We start from the raw sequence: 14,737 nt of genomic DNA on the forward strand, positions 1-14,737 counted from the left end.
GTTCGTCCGGGCGGTAGACGGGCCTGACGCCGAGTGCCTGGTGGACGGCCTGGTGGGCCTCTGGACTCGCGTCCTTGGGCAGGGGCAAGCGATGGACCATGCGCTGGCAGGCGTCTCTCAGCCAGGCTGAACGGCAGCGGAGAGATCTGCCGCGCTCTCGGAGTTGCAGCCGACTTCTTCGAGTCCTTTCACCGGGAAGTTGGAGCGGAAGACGTTGTGCGGGTCGTGGCGGCGCTTGATGTCTCGCAGGCGGGCGAGTGCGTCGGGCGGGAAGGCGTCGGCCACGGTCTCGCCGGGGTTGAGGAAGGTGTACGGCTTGCGTCCGCTGACCGGAAGGGTTCGGGCGAGCACTCGCTGCTTGGCGGTCACGGCTTCGGCCGTGGCGGGGTCGGCGGGGATGCCGAACAGGTAGAGCGCGTAGGGCTCGGTCAACGCACCGTGCGGCCCGTCGGAGGCCCGGGACAGCGCGCCGCCCAGGTGCCGGATCTGCACGCTGAGCAGGGGCGCGATGGGAGCGGCCAGCAGTCTCTCGGCCGCGGCGTCGTCCAGGTCGGTCAGCAGTTCGCCGCGCGAGATGCCCGCGCCCGGGTCGGTCGGTTCGGCGGTGATGGCCCCCAGCTCGGTGACCGACATGCCGCGCCGGGAATCCGACAGCGGCTTGGGAAGGCGGTCCAGCGGGGCCAGCAGGTCGCGTGCCTCGCTTTCGTCGCCGAGGTAGGTGGCGTCGATGGCGACCATGGGCGCGGAGCCGGGGAAGTGCAGCAGATCCAGCCAGACGGTCAGTTCTTCGGGTGCGGCGGCGGTGACCTGCCGGTAGGCGTCCATGACGGCCGGGGCGTCGTCGACGTCCCACAGCGATCGCCCGCCGTACAGGTGCGGCGCGGGGTGCAGAGACAGTTCCAGGGCGGTGACGATGGCGAAGTCGCCGCCCCCGCCGCGTAGGGCCCAGAACAAATCGGTGTCGGCGGTGACATGCCGCCGGCGTCCGTCGGCGTCGACGATGTCGAAGGCGGTGACGCTGTCGGCGACCCACCCGTGCGCACGACCGAACCAGCTCAGCCCGCCGCCAAGGGCGACGCCGGCGACGCTGACGACCGGGGAGCTGCCCGGCAGGCCGGTCAAGCCGTGCGGGGCGGCGGCGGCCTGCACCCGGCCGGAGGGCACGCCGGCGCCGATGCGGGCGCGGCGGGCGGCGGGGTCGATCTCCAGCGTGTCGAGCCGCCGGGTGCGTAGCAGGATCGTGTCGCCGTCGGTGCGGCCGGTGGCGCCATGCCCGTTGGGCTGGGTGGCGATGCCCAGTCCGGCGGTGCGGGCGTAGCGGACGAGCGCGGCGACGTCGTCGGCGTCGGCGGCCTCGACCACGGCCGCCACCGGCTGCTCGACGGCCAGGTTCCACGGGCGGCGCGCGGCGTCGAATTCGTGGTCACCGGGCAGCCATACCTGGCCGCGGAGGGCGGAGCGCAGGGGCTTCAGGGCGTTCATGTTTTTACTCTTCCTCGGGTGGGTCGGTCAGGCGGCGACGCGCTCGACCGGGTCGGTGAGGGTGGCGCGGCGGGCAGGGGTGAAGCCCAACGCGACCAGGGCGGTCAGGGCGATCCCGGCGGCCGCGACGAAGACGGCGGTGCGCAGGCCGTCGGTGGTGGAGGCGCGCAGAGCGGCCCCGGTCAGTCCTTCGGTGTGGCTGTGGGCGATCGCGACCAGGACGGCCAGGCCCACGGCGCCGCCGATCTGCTGGGTGGTGGAGGCGATCCCGGAGGCGACGCCCTGCTGGTCGGCGGGAATTGCGGCGGTGGCGGCGCCGAACATCAGCGTGTAGCCCGCGCCCTGCCCGACGCCGAGGATCACCAGTCCCGGGACGAGGGCCGGGTAGGAGGCGTCGGTGGTCAGGCTCGCGCCGAGGACGACGGTGCCGAGGCCGCCGACGACCAGGCTGGCGATCATGGCGGGACGGGCGCCGCGGACGATCGCCAGCCGTCCGGCGAGCTGGGACCCGGCGACGATGGCGGCCATCGGGACCAGGAACGCCAGCCCGGTGCGCAGTGCGTCGTATCCCTGCACGACCTGGAAGTAGACGGTCAGGAAATACAACAGGGTGCCGAACGTGGCCATGTACAGGAACGTGACCAGCGCGCCGGTCCCCAGATCCCGGCCGCGCAGCAGCCGCGGCGGCAGCAGCGGGTCGGCGCTGCGGGCCTCGATCACCGCGAACGCCGCCAGCAACGCCGCGCCGAGCACCGCGGCGACCGCCACGGCCGGCGCGTCCCAACCGGACTCGGGCCCCTGCACCAGGGCGAACACCACCAGCGTCGTTCCGGCGGTCGCGGTGAGCGCTCCGGCCAGGTCGAACCGGCGGCCGACCGTGCGGGTGCCGCTCCGCGGGACCAGCGGCAGGGCCAGCAGGGCGGCCGCGGTGGCCAGCGGCACGTTGACGTAGAAGACCGCGGCCCACCCGAACGCCTCGGTCAGGACCCCGCCCAGCAGCGACCCGAGGATCATGCCGCTGCCGCCGGCGGTGCCCCACACGGCGAAGGCCCGGTTGCGTTCGCGGCCTTCGGGGAACCCGGTGGACACGAGCGTCAGCGTGGCGGGGAACAGCAGCGCGCCGCCGAGCCCCTGCACGACGCGGGCCGCCACCAGTGGCAGGGGTGTGGTCGCCAGCCCGCCCGCCAGCGACGACACCGCGTACAGGACCAGCCCCAGCATGAACATCCGGCGTGGTCCGAACAGGTCCACGGCGCGGCCGCCAGCAGCAGGAACCCGCCGAACGCCACCGCGTAGGCGCTGATCACCCACTGCAGGGACTGCGCCGAGAAGTCCAGCGCGTCGGCGATCTCCGGCAGCGCCACGTACACGATGTTGTAGTCGAGCGAAATGATCAGCTGGGCGAACGCCAGCAGCGCCAGGGCGAGCCCGGGGCGAGGGAACCCGCCCCGGGCCTGGTGGACAGCGGACATCAGAGACACCTCGATGAGAGAACAGAAGAGACGGACGTGGTGTGCGACCGTCAGCCGAAGATCGCGGTGGGGTCGCCGGTGTACCAGGTGTTGGCGATGCGCATCCGGCGGACGGTCCAGCGCTGCCCGTCGCGGACCAGTTCGACGTCGTAGGGGTTCTTCAGCAGTGCGAAGGTGCCGCGGTCGGCGGTGAGCAGGTGCTGCGCCTCCACCAGCGCGGTCAGGCGGGCGGTGTCGCCGTCGACGGCGATGCGGGGGTTGGTGACCTGGTGGGTGGTGTCCACACGATCGGTGAACATGGCCAGGATCGTGGTGACGATGGCGTCCCGTCCGATCATCACCGGCGGCCGTCCGCCCCAGCGGGCGGCCGCGGGCCGGAAGTCCAGCTCGGCGTCGGCGGCGAAGGCGGAGGCGAACAGGTCCTCGTCCTTCAGGTCCTGGCCGAGGGCGAACCGGTACAGCGCGTCCAGGATCTCGGCCCGGTCCCGCAGCTCTCGCACGACGGCGTCGGTGTCGGCGGCCGGAGCGGCCACCGCTTGCCCATCGATGACGTACAACTCATGCTCCCGTGCAGGTCGAAGGGGATGTTCGAGCGGTTCCACCCTCGTCCTGCCCGGGCGGCGGAACAATGCGGTCCTGTGCAATGATCGTGAAACGAGCCTTAACGATGGGGGATCATGCTGGAGCGGCACGAGGTGGAGGCGTTCCTCACCCTCGCCGAAGAGCTGCACTTCGGCCGTACCGCCGAGCGGCTGCGCGTGTCCACCCCCCGGATCAGCCAGACGATCGCCAAACTGGAGCGCCGCGCCGGGGTGCCGCTGTTCAACCGCACCAGCCGCCGCGTGGAGCTGACCCCGGTGGGACAGCAGCTCTACGAGGGCCTGCGTCCGGCCTGGGACCAGATCAGGAGCGCGTTCGAACAGGCCGTCGCGAGCGGCCGCGGCCTGACCGGCACACTGCGGGTCGCCTTCGTCGGCGCCGCCGGCGGGCAACTGCTGGCCGGAGCCACCGAGCTGTTCCGGCAGCGCCAGCCCACCTGCGAGGTTCGGCTCCGCGAGGCACAGATGACCGACCTCATGCCATGGCTGCGCCACGGCGAGACCGATCTGGCCCTGGGCACCTTCCCCGTCGACGAACCCGGCATCGCCACCGGCCCCGTCCTGGTATCGGAGGCGCGAATGCTCGCCGTCCCGGTCGGACACCCCTTCGCGAGCCGCCCTTCGGTCCGCATGGAAGACCTGGCCCGGGTCACCCTGCTCCAACTTCCCGACACGCTGCCCGACTCGCTACGAGACGACCGCACCCCGCACACCACACCGTCCGGTCGGCCGATCGACCTCGGCCCGACGGGCGCCACCTTCAACGAGATACTCACCCTCATCGGCGCCGGCCGCGGCGTCTTCCCGGTCGGGGCCCATGCCAAGCGCTACTACGCACGCCCCGACGTGGCCTACATACCCTTCAGCGACGCCCGACCGCTGCATTGGGGCCTGCTATGGCGAGCCGACAACACCACCGCACGCGTCCGCGCCTTCGCCCAAGCCGCCCACGACCTGGTCAACGACCGCACCTGATCGCGTTCCTTGAGGTCTCACGGATCTCCCTGCCCACCTGGGCCGGACAATCTGCGACGGGCGGCACGTAGGCGGTAGCCGACTTGGGAGGGCGGGCTTGGTCCGTCCTCGGACACAAACCGTCAGCACATGTGGAGGCTATCGTCCGCGTATCGAGAATCGCATACGCGCCGGCAACGCCTCGCTGTCTTGACTGGAGGCATGGCCTACAGCGAACGGGGTTCGAGTTCTAGCGGAGTGATCGCGGACCGGCGCGAAACGATGGGGCTCACTGTATTCGGGTGCAGCCGGGACGAAGCCGTGGTGTTCCGGCGGATGGGAACGCGGCTCGGGGTATCGCCGACCATCGTCGAGGCGGCCGTCTGCGAAGACAATGCCGATCTGGCACGTGGCAGCCGATGCGTCAGTGTGAGCCACAAGACTCAGGTCACCGACTCCGCACTTCTGGCTCTTAGCAGAGTCGGCGTGGAGTACATCTCCACTAGAAGCGTCGGTTATGACCACATCGACTTGGGATATGCGGGGCGCGTCGGTATTGCCGTGGGCAATGTCGCCTACTCGCCGGACAGCGTGGCCGACTACACGTTGATGTTGATGCTGATGGCGGTGCGCCACGCGAAATCCACTGTCCGTCGCACGGACTCTCACGATTACCGGCTGAGTGAGACCCGTGGCAAGGAACTGCGCGACCTGACCGTCGGCGTGGTCGGGACGGGACGCATCGGCACGGCGGTCATCGACCGTCTGCAGGGCTTCGGCTGCCGCGTGCTCGCCCACGACAGGCGGTCTCGGGCGTCCGTTGCGCTCGACGAACTGGTGGAGCGGAGCGACATCGTCACGCTCCATACGCCGCTCACCGCGGACACCGAGCATCTCCTCGACCGCCGACGCATCGAGCGGTTGAAGGTCGGCGCGTACGTCGTCAACACGGGTCGCGGACCGCTGCTCGATACCGAGGCCCTTCTGTCCGCGCTGGAGAGCGGCAGGTTGGGGGGCGCCGCTTTGGACGTCCTCGAAGGCGAGGAAGGGATCTTCTACGCCGACTGCCGAGGCAGGCGAATCGAGAACGGGGCTTTGGTGCGGCTTCAGCGGCTGCCGAATGTGTTCATCAGTCCGCACTCTGCCTACTACACAGAGCACGCCCTGAGCGACACGGTCGAAAACAGTCTCATCAACTGCCTGGACTTCGAGAGCGGGAGGAAAGCGTGAGCAGGTTGAAGGTCGGGGTCGTCTTCGGTGGCGCTTCCGAGGAACATGCTGTTTCCATGAAGTCGGCGCGAGAAGTCGCGAAGAATCTCGACTCCGAGAAGTATGAAGTCTTTTGGATCGGCATCACGGCCGACGGCGACTGGAAGCTGTGCGAGGGACCGGACGCCGGTTGGGAGAACGGCGCCCGTCCGGTGACGCTGTCACCTGACAGAAGCGTGCACGGCCTGCTGGTCATGGGGCGGGACGGCTACGAGACCGTGCGCCTCGACGTGGTGTTGCCCGTACTTCACGGCAAGCTCGGCGAGGACGGTGCGATCCAGGGCTTGTTGGAGCTGTCCGGCATCCCCTACGTCGGCTGCGACGTGCAGAGTTCGGTCGTGTGCATGGACAAGTCCCTGGCCTACACCGTCGCGAGGAGCGCGGGAATCGGCACACCGAACTTCTGGGTCGTCGCAGGGAACGAGAAGGTCGATCCCGGCTCTCTTTCCTGGCCCGTCTTCGTGAAGCCGGCGCGTTCGGGGTCGTCCTTCGGCGTCACCAAAGTCAGCCGGGAAAGCGAGTTGTCGAGCGCGCTGAGCGTGGCGCGGGAGTACGACTCGAAGGTTCTGATCGAAGAGGCGGTCGCCGGTAGCGAGATCGGCTGTGCGGTTCTTGAGGGGTCGTCCGGCTTGATCGTGGGCGAAGTGGACCGGGTCGACCTCTCGCACGGGTTCTTCCGGATCCACCAGGAGGACTCGCCTGAGACCGGGTCGGAGAACTCCACGTTCATCGTTCCTGCCGACATCTCCGATGAAGCGCGCCTGCTCGTACGAGGAACCGCCGAGGTCATTTACCGGGCCCTGGGCTGCAAGGGGCTTGCTCGGGTCGACATGTTCCTGACTGAGGACGGGCGGGTCGTTCTCAACGAGGTCAACACGATGCCCGGGATGACGTCGTACAGCCGGTACCCGCGGATGATGGCCGCCGCGGGGTTGCCGCTCTGCGATGTGATCGACCGGCTCGTGTCGACGGCACTGCACGGGAAGAGCCGATGAACGACGACTTCGTCTACATCGATGAGTGGGTGCCCGGCATTCGGTGGGACGCCAAGTACGCGACCTGGGACAACTTCACCGGCAAACCGGTAGATGGGTACCTCGCGAATCGCGTCGTCGGCACCAGGTCGCTGTGCGCGGCCCTGAGGCAGGCACGGGAGAAGGCGGCCGCCATCGGCTTCGGGCTGCTTCTCTGGGACGGCTATCGCCCCCAACGCGCCGTCGACTGCTTCCTTCGGTGGTCCGAGCTGCCGGAGGACGGCCGGACGAAGCCGCGGCACTACCCGAACATCGGCCGGGCCGAGATGCTCAAGGAGGGGTATGTGGCCGCACGGTCGGGCCACAGCAGAGGCGGCGCCGTCGACCTGACGCTTTATCACCTTTCCACCGGTGAACTCGCTCCCATGGGCGGCGACCACGATCTCATGGATCCCGTTTCACATCATGGAGCTCCAGAAATCGCGCCGATCGAGGCTGAGAACCGTGAGCGTCTCCGTTTCGTCATGGAGGGCAGTGGATTTGATCGGTACGACTGCGAGTGGTGGCACTACACGCTCCGACACGAGCTCATCCAGATGACTACTTCGATTTCCCCATCACGTGATCGGAGTCTTCGCTGCGTCTCGCAGTGGGGACGCTTGGAGCGGAACGACGAAGTCGTCATGCGGCGTACCGGGGAATCGGGGCTGGAGCTCTTCTTGCCTCGGACCGATTCGACGATACTGCACGACTGGGCGTCTGATGGATACCGCTCGCGCGAGGAGTACCTGTTCTGGTCCCGCAAGGTCTGCGGTTTGGCGTGCCTGCAGTCGCTGCTGCATGGCTGGACCGGCGTCCGGTTGTCGATGGGAGAACTTCTCGCGCAAGCTCTTGAGGAGGGCTGTTATGTGGTGGAGCCCTCGGGGAAGGTCTTGGGGCTCATCTACAGGCCGTTCATGGAGTGGGTCGAGTCACGGTTCGGATTCGAGTGCCGGATCGTTGAGCGCACGCCGATTCATGCATCTGCCCGAGAAGTGCGTCCGGGGCAGGTTTTGATCGCTTCGGTGTCGCCCGAGATCCGCGATCCCGACATCGAAGATCCGCTGCGTGGCGGGCATCTTGTGCTGGTCTACGGGGTCGACGGCGGGGTGGTTCGGTTCCATAATCCGTCGGGTTACTCCCACAATTCGGACTCCGCATCGCTGCCCATGCGGGTGTTCGAGCGGTTTCATGCGGGTCGAGGGATCTTGATCGGCGGGGCTTCGTGATGTCGGGCGTCAAGCGGCGGGTAGCCGCACCGCGACGCGGAGCCCGCCGGAAGCCCGGGGGGTGAGCGTGAGGGTGCCGTCGTGCGCCTGCGTGATGCTCTTGACGATCGCCAAGCCGAGGCCCACGCCGACGTCGTCATGGCGGATGCGTGCGGTGCCGCGCTGGAAGGGCTCGGTGAGAGTCGCGACCAACTGGGGGCTCAACTGGTCGCCGGTGTTCTCGACCGTGAGCATCGCGGACTCGGGGCCCGCGGCGGTACTGATCCGCACGCTGCCGTGCTCGGCGAGGTTGTGGACGATCGCGTTGCGCAGGAGGTTCGTCGTCAACTGCAGCAGGAGTGCGTGCGAGCCGACGGTGGGGGCGACGTCCCCGGAGATCTCGATGGTGACGTCATGCTTCTCGGCGAACGGGAGCAGCGTTTCGGTGGCTTCTTCCGCGATGAGGGACAGATCGACGTCTTCTCGGGCGAAGGATCGCTGGTCGGTGCGGCTGAGCAGCAGCAGCGCTTCGGTGAGTTCGATCGCCCGGGAGTTGACGGCGCGGAGACGGTCGTCGAGTTCGCCGCCGTCGCGGTTCGGGTCGTCGCGGGCGACGTCGAGAAGGGTCTGCGTGATCGCCAGCGGGGTGCGCAGTTCGTGGGAGGCGTTGGCGGCGAACCTTCGCTGCTCGGCGTCGTGTGCTTCGAGCCGGGCGAGCATCGCGTCGAAGGCGTCGGCGAGTTCGCGGAACTCGTCGTGACGGCCGTCCAGCTCGATCCGGTACGAGAGCGAACCGCCCGCGACCTTGCGAGCGGCGTTGGTGATGCGCGTCAGCGGGGCGAGCATCCGGCCCGCGAGGACCCACCCGCCCACCAGACCCACCACCAGCAGGAACGCGAACATGGTGATGACCGCCGGGCTGAAAACGGCCGGGCCGAAGTTGCTGGGATCGAGGATGAGCCGGAAGTCCTCGATGCTGGGAATGTAGAGCCGCGACCGCCTTCTCAGAAGAAAGAACCATACGACCCCGGTGAGCAGGACACCGGCGAGCATGAGGAAGCCGGCGTAACTGAGGGTGAGCTTGACTCGGACGCTCAGCCCCGGTCGCCTATCCACCGCCCGCTCCCCGGTCGCCCGTGGTCGATTCGGCGTCGATGCGGTACCCGACGCCGGGCACCGTGGCGATCAGCCAGGGTTCGCCGAGCCGCTTCCGCAGGGCGGAGACCGTGATGCGCACCGCGTTCGTGAACGGGTCGGTGTTCTCGTCCCACGCCCGTTCCAGCAGTTCCTCGGCGCTGACGACACCGCCTTCGGCGGCGACCAGGACTTCGAGCACGGCGAACTGCTTCCTGGTCAGCGCGACGTACCGGCCGTCCCGGTAGACCTCGCGGCGGAACGGGTCCAGCCGCAGACCGGCGATCTCCCGCACCGGCGGCCTGTGGTGCGCGCGTCTGCGGTCGAGCGCGCGGAGCCGGAGCACGAGTTCGCGCAGGTCGAACGGCTTGGTGAGGTAGTCGTCCGCGCCGAGCTCGAAGCCGGACGCCTTGTCGTCCAGCCGGTCGGCGGCGGTGAGCATCAGGACGGGCATGCCGCTGCCGGACGCGACGATGTGCGCGGCGATCTCGTCGCCGGACGGTCCGGGGACGTCGCGATCGAGGACCGCGATGTCGTAGGCGTTGACGCCCAGCAACTCCAGGGCGGTGTCGCCGTCGGTGGCGATGTCGGCCGCGATCGCTTCCAGGCGCAGCCCGTCGCGGATGGCCTCCGCCATAAGGATCTCGTCTTCGACCACCAGCACACGCATGCCGTCGATGGTAGGAGCCGACAGATATCGCCGGCGTATGGAAAACGTCAACGGGCGGCGGCGCGCGGTGCGGGCGCCGAAGGATGATAATCTTTCATCCTCTACCGTCCGGAAGTTCATGGTATGGGCTGCGCGGACCGGCAGGCATCTCGTTGGCTCTGTGGGTTCGTGTCTCAGGGTGCGAATGGCAGGTACGGGCCGATGTACACGGCTGAACCGACAGAAGCCCGCATCGATGATGCGAGCAATATTTTGGTCGCCCCTTCGTCGCTGCGAAATGATGACTCGATCAAGGATTTCTTCGGGTTGGTGATCGCGCCGGAGGACTTCGCTTCTGGCGTGACTGATCTCGCACAGAAGACCGTATATCTGTGTGGGGACGTATCCGAGATCAGCCGTCGTCGGCTGCAGGCGGCGGCCCGGGTGTTCGTCATCCGGGAGCTGTCACACGGTTACCGCGAGGACGCCGATGAACCCTGGTCCCTCGTGGGCCTTGGCCGAGTTCCCGTCCGGGTGCACGGCGCCGGTGTTTACTACCGTCGCTTCTTCGATCTCGACGCCGATTATTTTGGACGGATCCGTGCGGAGCACGCGTTCCAGTCCTTGACGGAGTCCACCAAGCCCGGGACGGCCCATCGCAGCGGAATCTATCTGACGCCCGTCACGCGAGACGGTGACGCCCTGCATTTCCGGCTGCTCCGCTGCTCCACGAATCTCTCGGGGCCGACCGAAAGCTTCCGGCCGACCGACACGCGTATCGTCGAGGCTCTGAACCGCGAGGCCGCCACGGTCTTCCGCAATCAGGCGCCGCTGAATCACGTCCTTGCTCAGACCTACCACAACACGCCTGCGACGTCCGAGCGCAAGCAGTCGAAGGCCAAGATCTCGGCTCATGCCGACAAGACCAAGGACATGCCCTTCAACGGCATCATGGCCTTCTGTACCTTCTATGACGGGCTCGACAGGCTGAATCCCTTGGCGGAAGACGCCTTCGATTACGGTGTGAAAAGTACCAGCGGGCTGACCAGGCTTCAATTTCGTCTCAAAGAGCCGACCGAGAGCCTGCTCCCTGCCCAGTTCGCTTTGACTCTCTATCCCGGCTCCGTGTTCTTCATGCCGCTGTCCACCAACCGGTTGTATACGCACGAAGTCCGCCCTTCGACGTTGGACGCCGGGTTGCTTCCGACCCGCCTGGGATACGTGGTGCGCTGTTCGAGCACCGAGGCCGTGCACCAGAACGGCGAGACGTTCCTCAAGCGGGACGGCGGTCTGGTGAAGATGGGGCCGCCGACCACGGCGGGCATGAATGAGCTGCGCAGGCTGTATGCCGAGGAGAACAAGACCACGTCGTTCATCGATTACGGCGATGACTTTCTCTTCAGCATGAACACGGGAGACTATGTTGCCCCCCGAGTCTAGGATCCCGAACGAGATCCTTTCATACGCTCTTCCGGTTGAGATCGATTTCTTCGCGGAGTTGTCCGCTTCGACTCGTCTGGAGGACGTGGGGAAGGGGCGGCGTGGTGCCGTGATCACACGGGTCGACGCGGCGGGCGGCGTGCCTCTCGTGCGCACCACCACCCGATACGGCAGCCCGGCGCAGCGATTCGGGGCGGTGCACGAACGGCTCGCGCGGGAGATTCGGGAAGGTGCGGCGTTTTCGGTCGGCTTCAATAACGCTCTCGTCGAGAGCTACACGAACGCCTACCGGACCATGGGCAGTCATTCCGACCAGGCCCTCGATCTGGCCGATGGTTCTTTTGTCGCCGTTTTCTCGTGCTATCGACACCCGGATGCGAATCCGCCGAGGAAGCTGATTTTCGAGTCGAAGAGCGGCGATGGAAGTAAGTTCGAGATCGCTCTCGCCCACAACAGCGTCGTCGCGTTTTCCGTCGACTTGAATCGACGGCTCAGGCACAAGATCGTGCTGGACACGCCCGACCCGACGACGGACGACCGATGGTTGGGCGTCACCTTCCGAACGTCGAAGACCTCCGTTCGGTTTCGCGACGGGCAGGTATATCTCCCGGGGGGTGATCGCCTCACGTTGGCCGACGATGAGCAGAGCCGCGAGTTCTACCGGCTACGACGCCGCGAGAACAAGGAAACGGACTTCGTCTATCCCTCGCTGACGTACACCGTCAGCGAGAGCGACCTGATGCCGCCCGTCTGACCTCCGGGTCGAACGTCGGCACCGGACGGCGCGGTGGCCGCCCGGTGCCGGTCGGACGCGGGGCCTACGCGCCGGGGGTCGGTCGTCGCCCGAACGCGCTGATCGCCGCGTGCGCCTCGGGGCTCGTGATGACCCGTACCTGGTTGGCGGCCTCGGCTTCGAGCGCTTCGGCGAAGGTGACCTGCCAGGTCCGGTTCAGCATGCGTTTGGTTCCGGCCAGTGCGGCCGGGGACAGGTCGCGGAGGCGGCCCGCCAGGTCGGCCACTGCTCGGTCGGGGTCGGCGGCCACCTGTGTGATCAGGCCGGCTTCGAGTGCGGACGGTGCGTCGATGCGATCACCGAGGAGGCACAGTTCGCGGGCCCGGCGCTCCCCCACCAGGCGCGGGAGCAGCCAGCTCGCGCCGCTGTCGACCGAGAGGCCGCGGTGGACGAACAGCTGGGCGAAGTAGCCCTCCTCGGCGGCGACCACGAAGTCGCAGGCCAGCGCGAGGTTCGCGCCGGATCCGGCGGCGACGCCGCCGACCTTGGCGATCGTCGGGATGGGCAGTTCGCGCATGGCCAGGACGCAGCGGTTGGAGACGGCTATGCGTTCGGGGAGCGAATCGGGATCGTCCAGCAGTCCGGAGACGTCGGAGCCGCCGCAGAATGCCCGCCCGCCCCGGTGATGATCAGGACGCGTGTGTCGGGGAGGTCCGCGAGGATTTCCTCCAGCGCGCCCCACATGTCGTCGGTCATGGCGTTGCGTTTGGCGGGACGGTTCAGGGTGATCTCGGTGATCCCGCCGGCGCGGGTGACGTCGACGCTCATCGCGCGGTCCAGCCGCCGTCCACGGCGATGGTCTGGCCGGTGATGAAGCCGCCGGCGTCGCCCGCCAGGAGGAGCAGGGCGCCGTCGAGTTCCTCCAGGCGGCCGGGGCGGCGCATGGGCGTGTTGCGGCGGAGCCACGCCATCGACTTCTCGTTGGCGAACATCTCCTCGGTCAGTTCGCTGGGGAACCAGCCGGGGGCGATGGCGTTGACGCGGACGTTCTCGTCGGCCCATTCCGCGCCGAGCTGGCGGGTGAGGTTGACGACGCCGCCCTTGGCCGCGCAGTAGGCCGCCTGGGTGACCGGCCACGAGGCGCCCAGGCCGCAGATCGAGGCGATGTTGACGATGGAGCCGCCGCGGCCCCGCATGGTCTTCGCGGCCAGCACGCTCATCTCGAAGGTGGCGGTGAGGTCCACGTCGAGGGTGCGGCGGAAGTCCTCGATCGCCACGTCGAACGCGGGCACCGGGTCGCCGAACCCCGCGGCGTTGACCAGGACGTGCGGGCCGCCGAGGTCGACCGCTTTCTCGACGACCCGCGCGCAGTCGGCGCTGGAGGTGACGTCGCAGGTCTGGGGGACGATCCGGTCGGATTCTTTCGCCAGTTCGTCGAGTTTCGACGCGCGGCGCGCCGCGGCGACCACGGTGGCGCCCGCCTCGGCGAGGACGTGGCACATGTGCCGTCCGATGCCGGACGACGCGCCGGTGACGATCGCCACGCGGTCGTCGAGCGAGAACAGCTTGCTCATGACAGCCTCTCGATGATCGTCGCGTTGGCCATGCCGCCGCCCTCGCACATGGTCTGCAGTCCGTACCGCCCGCCGGTGCGTTCCAGTTCGTGGAGGAGGGTCGTCATGAGTTTGGCGCCGGACGCGCCGAGCGGGTGGCCCAGCGAGATGCCGCCGCCGTTGACGTTGAGTTTCTCCGTGTCGACGCCGAGTTCGCGCTGCCAGGCGAGGACGACCGGCGCGAACGCCTCGTTGACCTCGAAGAGGTCGATGTCGGCGGCGGTGAGGCCGGTGCGGGCGAGCACGTCGCGGGTGGCGGGGATCGGCGCGGTGAGCATGTCGACCGGGTCGTCGCCGACGACGGACATGCCCCGGATCGCCGCGCGGGGGGTGAGGTTCAGGCGTTCGGCGGTCGCGTCGCTCATGACGAGGACGGCGGCGGCGCCGTCCACGATCTGCGACGAGTTCCCGGCGGTCACCCGTCCGTCGGGGACGAACGCCGGCTTGAGCCCCCGCAGTGCTTCGGGGGACGTGGCGCGGATGCACTCGTCGGCGGTGAGCGTTCCGCCGGGCTCGGTGACCTCGCCGGTCTCGCGGTCGCGGACCTTCCGGGTCACCGGGACGATCTCGCGGGCGAACCGTCCGTCGGCGGTGGCGGCCGCCGCGCGTTCCTGGCTGAGGAGGCCGTAGGCGTCGAGTTCGCCGCGGGTCAGGTTCCAGCGGTCCACGACCAGTTCGGCGGAGATGCCCTGCGGGACGAGCCCGGGGGTCCCGTAGGAGACGCGTTCGGCGTACCGGGCCTGGACCTCGTCTCCGTAGACGGCCCTGATGTCGCCGCCGGGGGCGTTGGAGAACATCGGGACCGTGCTCATGCACTCGACGCCCGCCGCGACGACCACGTCCATGAAGCCGGACGCCACGGCCTGCGCCGCGAAGTGGATCGCCTGCTGGGACGAGCCGCACTGGCGGTCCACGGTCGTGCCCGGCACCCGGGACGGCCAGCCGGCGGCGAGGACGGCGGTGCGCGCGATGTTGGTGCTCTGCGGGCCCACCTGGGTGACGCAGCCCATGATCACGTCGTTGACGGCCGCCGGGGAGATGCCGGTGCGCGCGGCGAGGGCCTTGAGCGTCTCGGCCGCCAGTTCGGCCGGATGCCAGCCCGACAGCGACCCGCCTTTCTTGCCCGCGGGGGTACGGACGGCGTCCACGATGACGGGAGTCGGCACGGTAT

16 protein-coding genes and 1 pseudogene are annotated in these 14,737 nt (G+C 68.4%); 7 read left to right on the forward strand and 10 right to left on the reverse strand.

Annotation, left to right across the window (positions count from 1 at the left end):
- Positions 1–117: 117 nt before the first annotated feature.
- The 4 genes from BJF79_RS24870 to BJF79_RS24880 are packed head-to-tail and all read right to left on the reverse strand — an operon-like array spanning position 118 to position 3,487.
- Entirely contained in the window at positions 118–1,482 is a 1,365-nt protein-coding gene (locus BJF79_RS24870) for an FAD-binding oxidoreductase (protein ID WP_083733832.1), read from the reverse strand.
- 27 nt (positions 1,483–1,509) lie between these two features.
- Positions 1,510–2,694, reverse strand: a complete 1,185-nt coding sequence (locus tag BJF79_RS24875; protein ID WP_262402542.1) for an MFS transporter — start codon at positions 2,692–2,694, stop codon at positions 1,510–1,512.
- Positions 2,577–2,954, reverse strand: a complete 378-nt coding sequence (locus tag BJF79_RS61460) for a hypothetical protein (protein WP_262402529.1) — start codon at positions 2,952–2,954, stop codon at positions 2,577–2,579. The genes BJF79_RS24875 and BJF79_RS61460 overlap by 118 nt, the downstream gene beginning before the upstream one ends.
- A gap of 50 nt (positions 2,955–3,004) precedes the next feature.
- On the reverse strand, positions 3,005–3,487 hold the full coding sequence (locus tag BJF79_RS24880; RefSeq protein WP_262402530.1) for a nuclear transport factor 2 family protein: 483 nt from the start codon (positions 3,485–3,487) through the stop codon (positions 3,005–3,007).
- 144 nt (positions 3,488–3,631) lie between these two features.
- On the opposite strand from BJF79_RS24880, the gene BJF79_RS24885 reads away from it, so the two are divergent.
- From BJF79_RS24885 to BJF79_RS24905, 5 genes and pseudogenes are all read left to right on the forward strand, one after another.
- Complete coding sequence (locus BJF79_RS24885; protein ID WP_075900883.1) at positions 3,632–4,528, forward strand: LysR family transcriptional regulator; 897 nt, start codon at positions 3,632–3,634, stop codon at positions 4,526–4,528.
- A gap of 261 nt (positions 4,529–4,789) precedes the next feature.
- Positions 4,790–5,737, forward strand: coding sequence for a D-isomer specific 2-hydroxyacid dehydrogenase family protein (locus BJF79_RS24890; RefSeq protein ID WP_075900989.1), 948 nt, complete (start codon positions 4,790–4,792; stop codon positions 5,735–5,737).
- Entirely contained in the window at positions 5,734–6,771 is a 1,038-nt protein-coding gene (gene vanA, locus BJF79_RS24895) for a D-alanine--(R)-lactate ligase (protein ID WP_075900885.1), read from the forward strand. Before BJF79_RS24890 ends, vanA begins: the two co-directional genes overlap by 4 nt.
- A pseudogene (gene vanX / locus BJF79_RS24900) lies at positions 6,768–7,375 on the forward strand (D-Ala-D-Ala dipeptidase VanX). Before vanA ends, vanX begins: the two are co-directional and overlap by 4 nt.
- Before the next feature lie 58 nt (positions 7,376–7,433).
- Positions 7,434–8,018, forward strand: a complete 585-nt coding sequence (locus BJF79_RS24905; protein ID WP_075900887.1) for a hypothetical protein — start codon at positions 7,434–7,436, stop codon at positions 8,016–8,018.
- 9 nt (positions 8,019–8,027) lie between these two features.
- On the opposite strand, the gene BJF79_RS24910 is transcribed toward BJF79_RS24905, so the two are convergent.
- Together BJF79_RS24910 and BJF79_RS24915 are read right to left on the reverse strand one after the other, a co-directional pair.
- Complete coding sequence (locus tag BJF79_RS24910) at positions 8,028–9,113, reverse strand: sensor histidine kinase (RefSeq protein ID WP_075900889.1); 1,086 nt, start codon at positions 9,111–9,113, stop codon at positions 8,028–8,030.
- Positions 9,106–9,801, reverse strand: coding sequence for a response regulator transcription factor (locus BJF79_RS24915; protein WP_075900891.1), 696 nt, complete (start codon positions 9,799–9,801; stop codon positions 9,106–9,108). Before BJF79_RS24915 ends, BJF79_RS24910 begins: the two co-directional genes overlap by 8 nt.
- Positions 9,802–10,002: 201 nt before the next feature.
- On the opposite strand from BJF79_RS24915, the gene BJF79_RS24920 reads away from it, so the two are divergent.
- The gene (locus BJF79_RS24920) at positions 10,003–11,220 is read left to right on the forward strand and encodes a hypothetical protein (RefSeq protein ID WP_075900893.1); all 1,218 of its coding nucleotides are present in this window, start codon (positions 10,003–10,005) and stop codon (positions 11,218–11,220) included.
- 109 nt (positions 11,221–11,329) lie between these two features.
- On the forward strand, positions 11,330–11,974 hold the full coding sequence (locus tag BJF79_RS24925; protein ID WP_262402531.1) for a hypothetical protein: 645 nt from the start codon (positions 11,330–11,332) through the stop codon (positions 11,972–11,974).
- 64 nt (positions 11,975–12,038) lie between these two features.
- On the opposite strand, the gene BJF79_RS24930 is transcribed toward BJF79_RS24925, so the two are convergent.
- The 4 genes from BJF79_RS24930 to BJF79_RS24940 are packed head-to-tail and all read right to left on the reverse strand — an operon-like array spanning position 12,039 to position 14,732.
- Entirely contained in the window at positions 12,039–12,593 is a 555-nt protein-coding gene (locus BJF79_RS24930; RefSeq protein WP_262402543.1) for an enoyl-CoA hydratase/isomerase family protein, read from the reverse strand.
- Positions 12,557–12,781 (reverse strand): enoyl-CoA hydratase/isomerase family protein, encoded by a 225-nt coding sequence (locus BJF79_RS61465; RefSeq protein ID WP_262402544.1) that lies wholly within the window; start codon positions 12,779–12,781, stop codon positions 12,557–12,559. The genes BJF79_RS24930 and BJF79_RS61465 overlap by 37 nt, the downstream gene beginning before the upstream one ends.
- Complete coding sequence (locus BJF79_RS24935; RefSeq protein WP_075900897.1) at positions 12,778–13,527, reverse strand: SDR family NAD(P)-dependent oxidoreductase; 750 nt, start codon at positions 13,525–13,527, stop codon at positions 12,778–12,780. Before BJF79_RS24935 ends, BJF79_RS61465 begins: the two co-directional genes overlap by 4 nt.
- Positions 13,524–14,732, reverse strand: a complete 1,209-nt coding sequence (locus BJF79_RS24940) for a thiolase family protein (protein ID WP_075900899.1) — start codon at positions 14,730–14,732, stop codon at positions 13,524–13,526. The genes BJF79_RS24935 and BJF79_RS24940 overlap by 4 nt, the downstream gene beginning before the upstream one ends.
- Positions 14,733–14,737: the final 5 nt, after the last annotated feature.

It is taken from the genome of Actinomadura sp. CNU-125, assembly GCF_001942465.1.
Classification (GTDB): domain Bacteria; phylum Actinomycetota; class Actinomycetes; order Streptosporangiales; family Streptosporangiaceae; genus Spirillospora.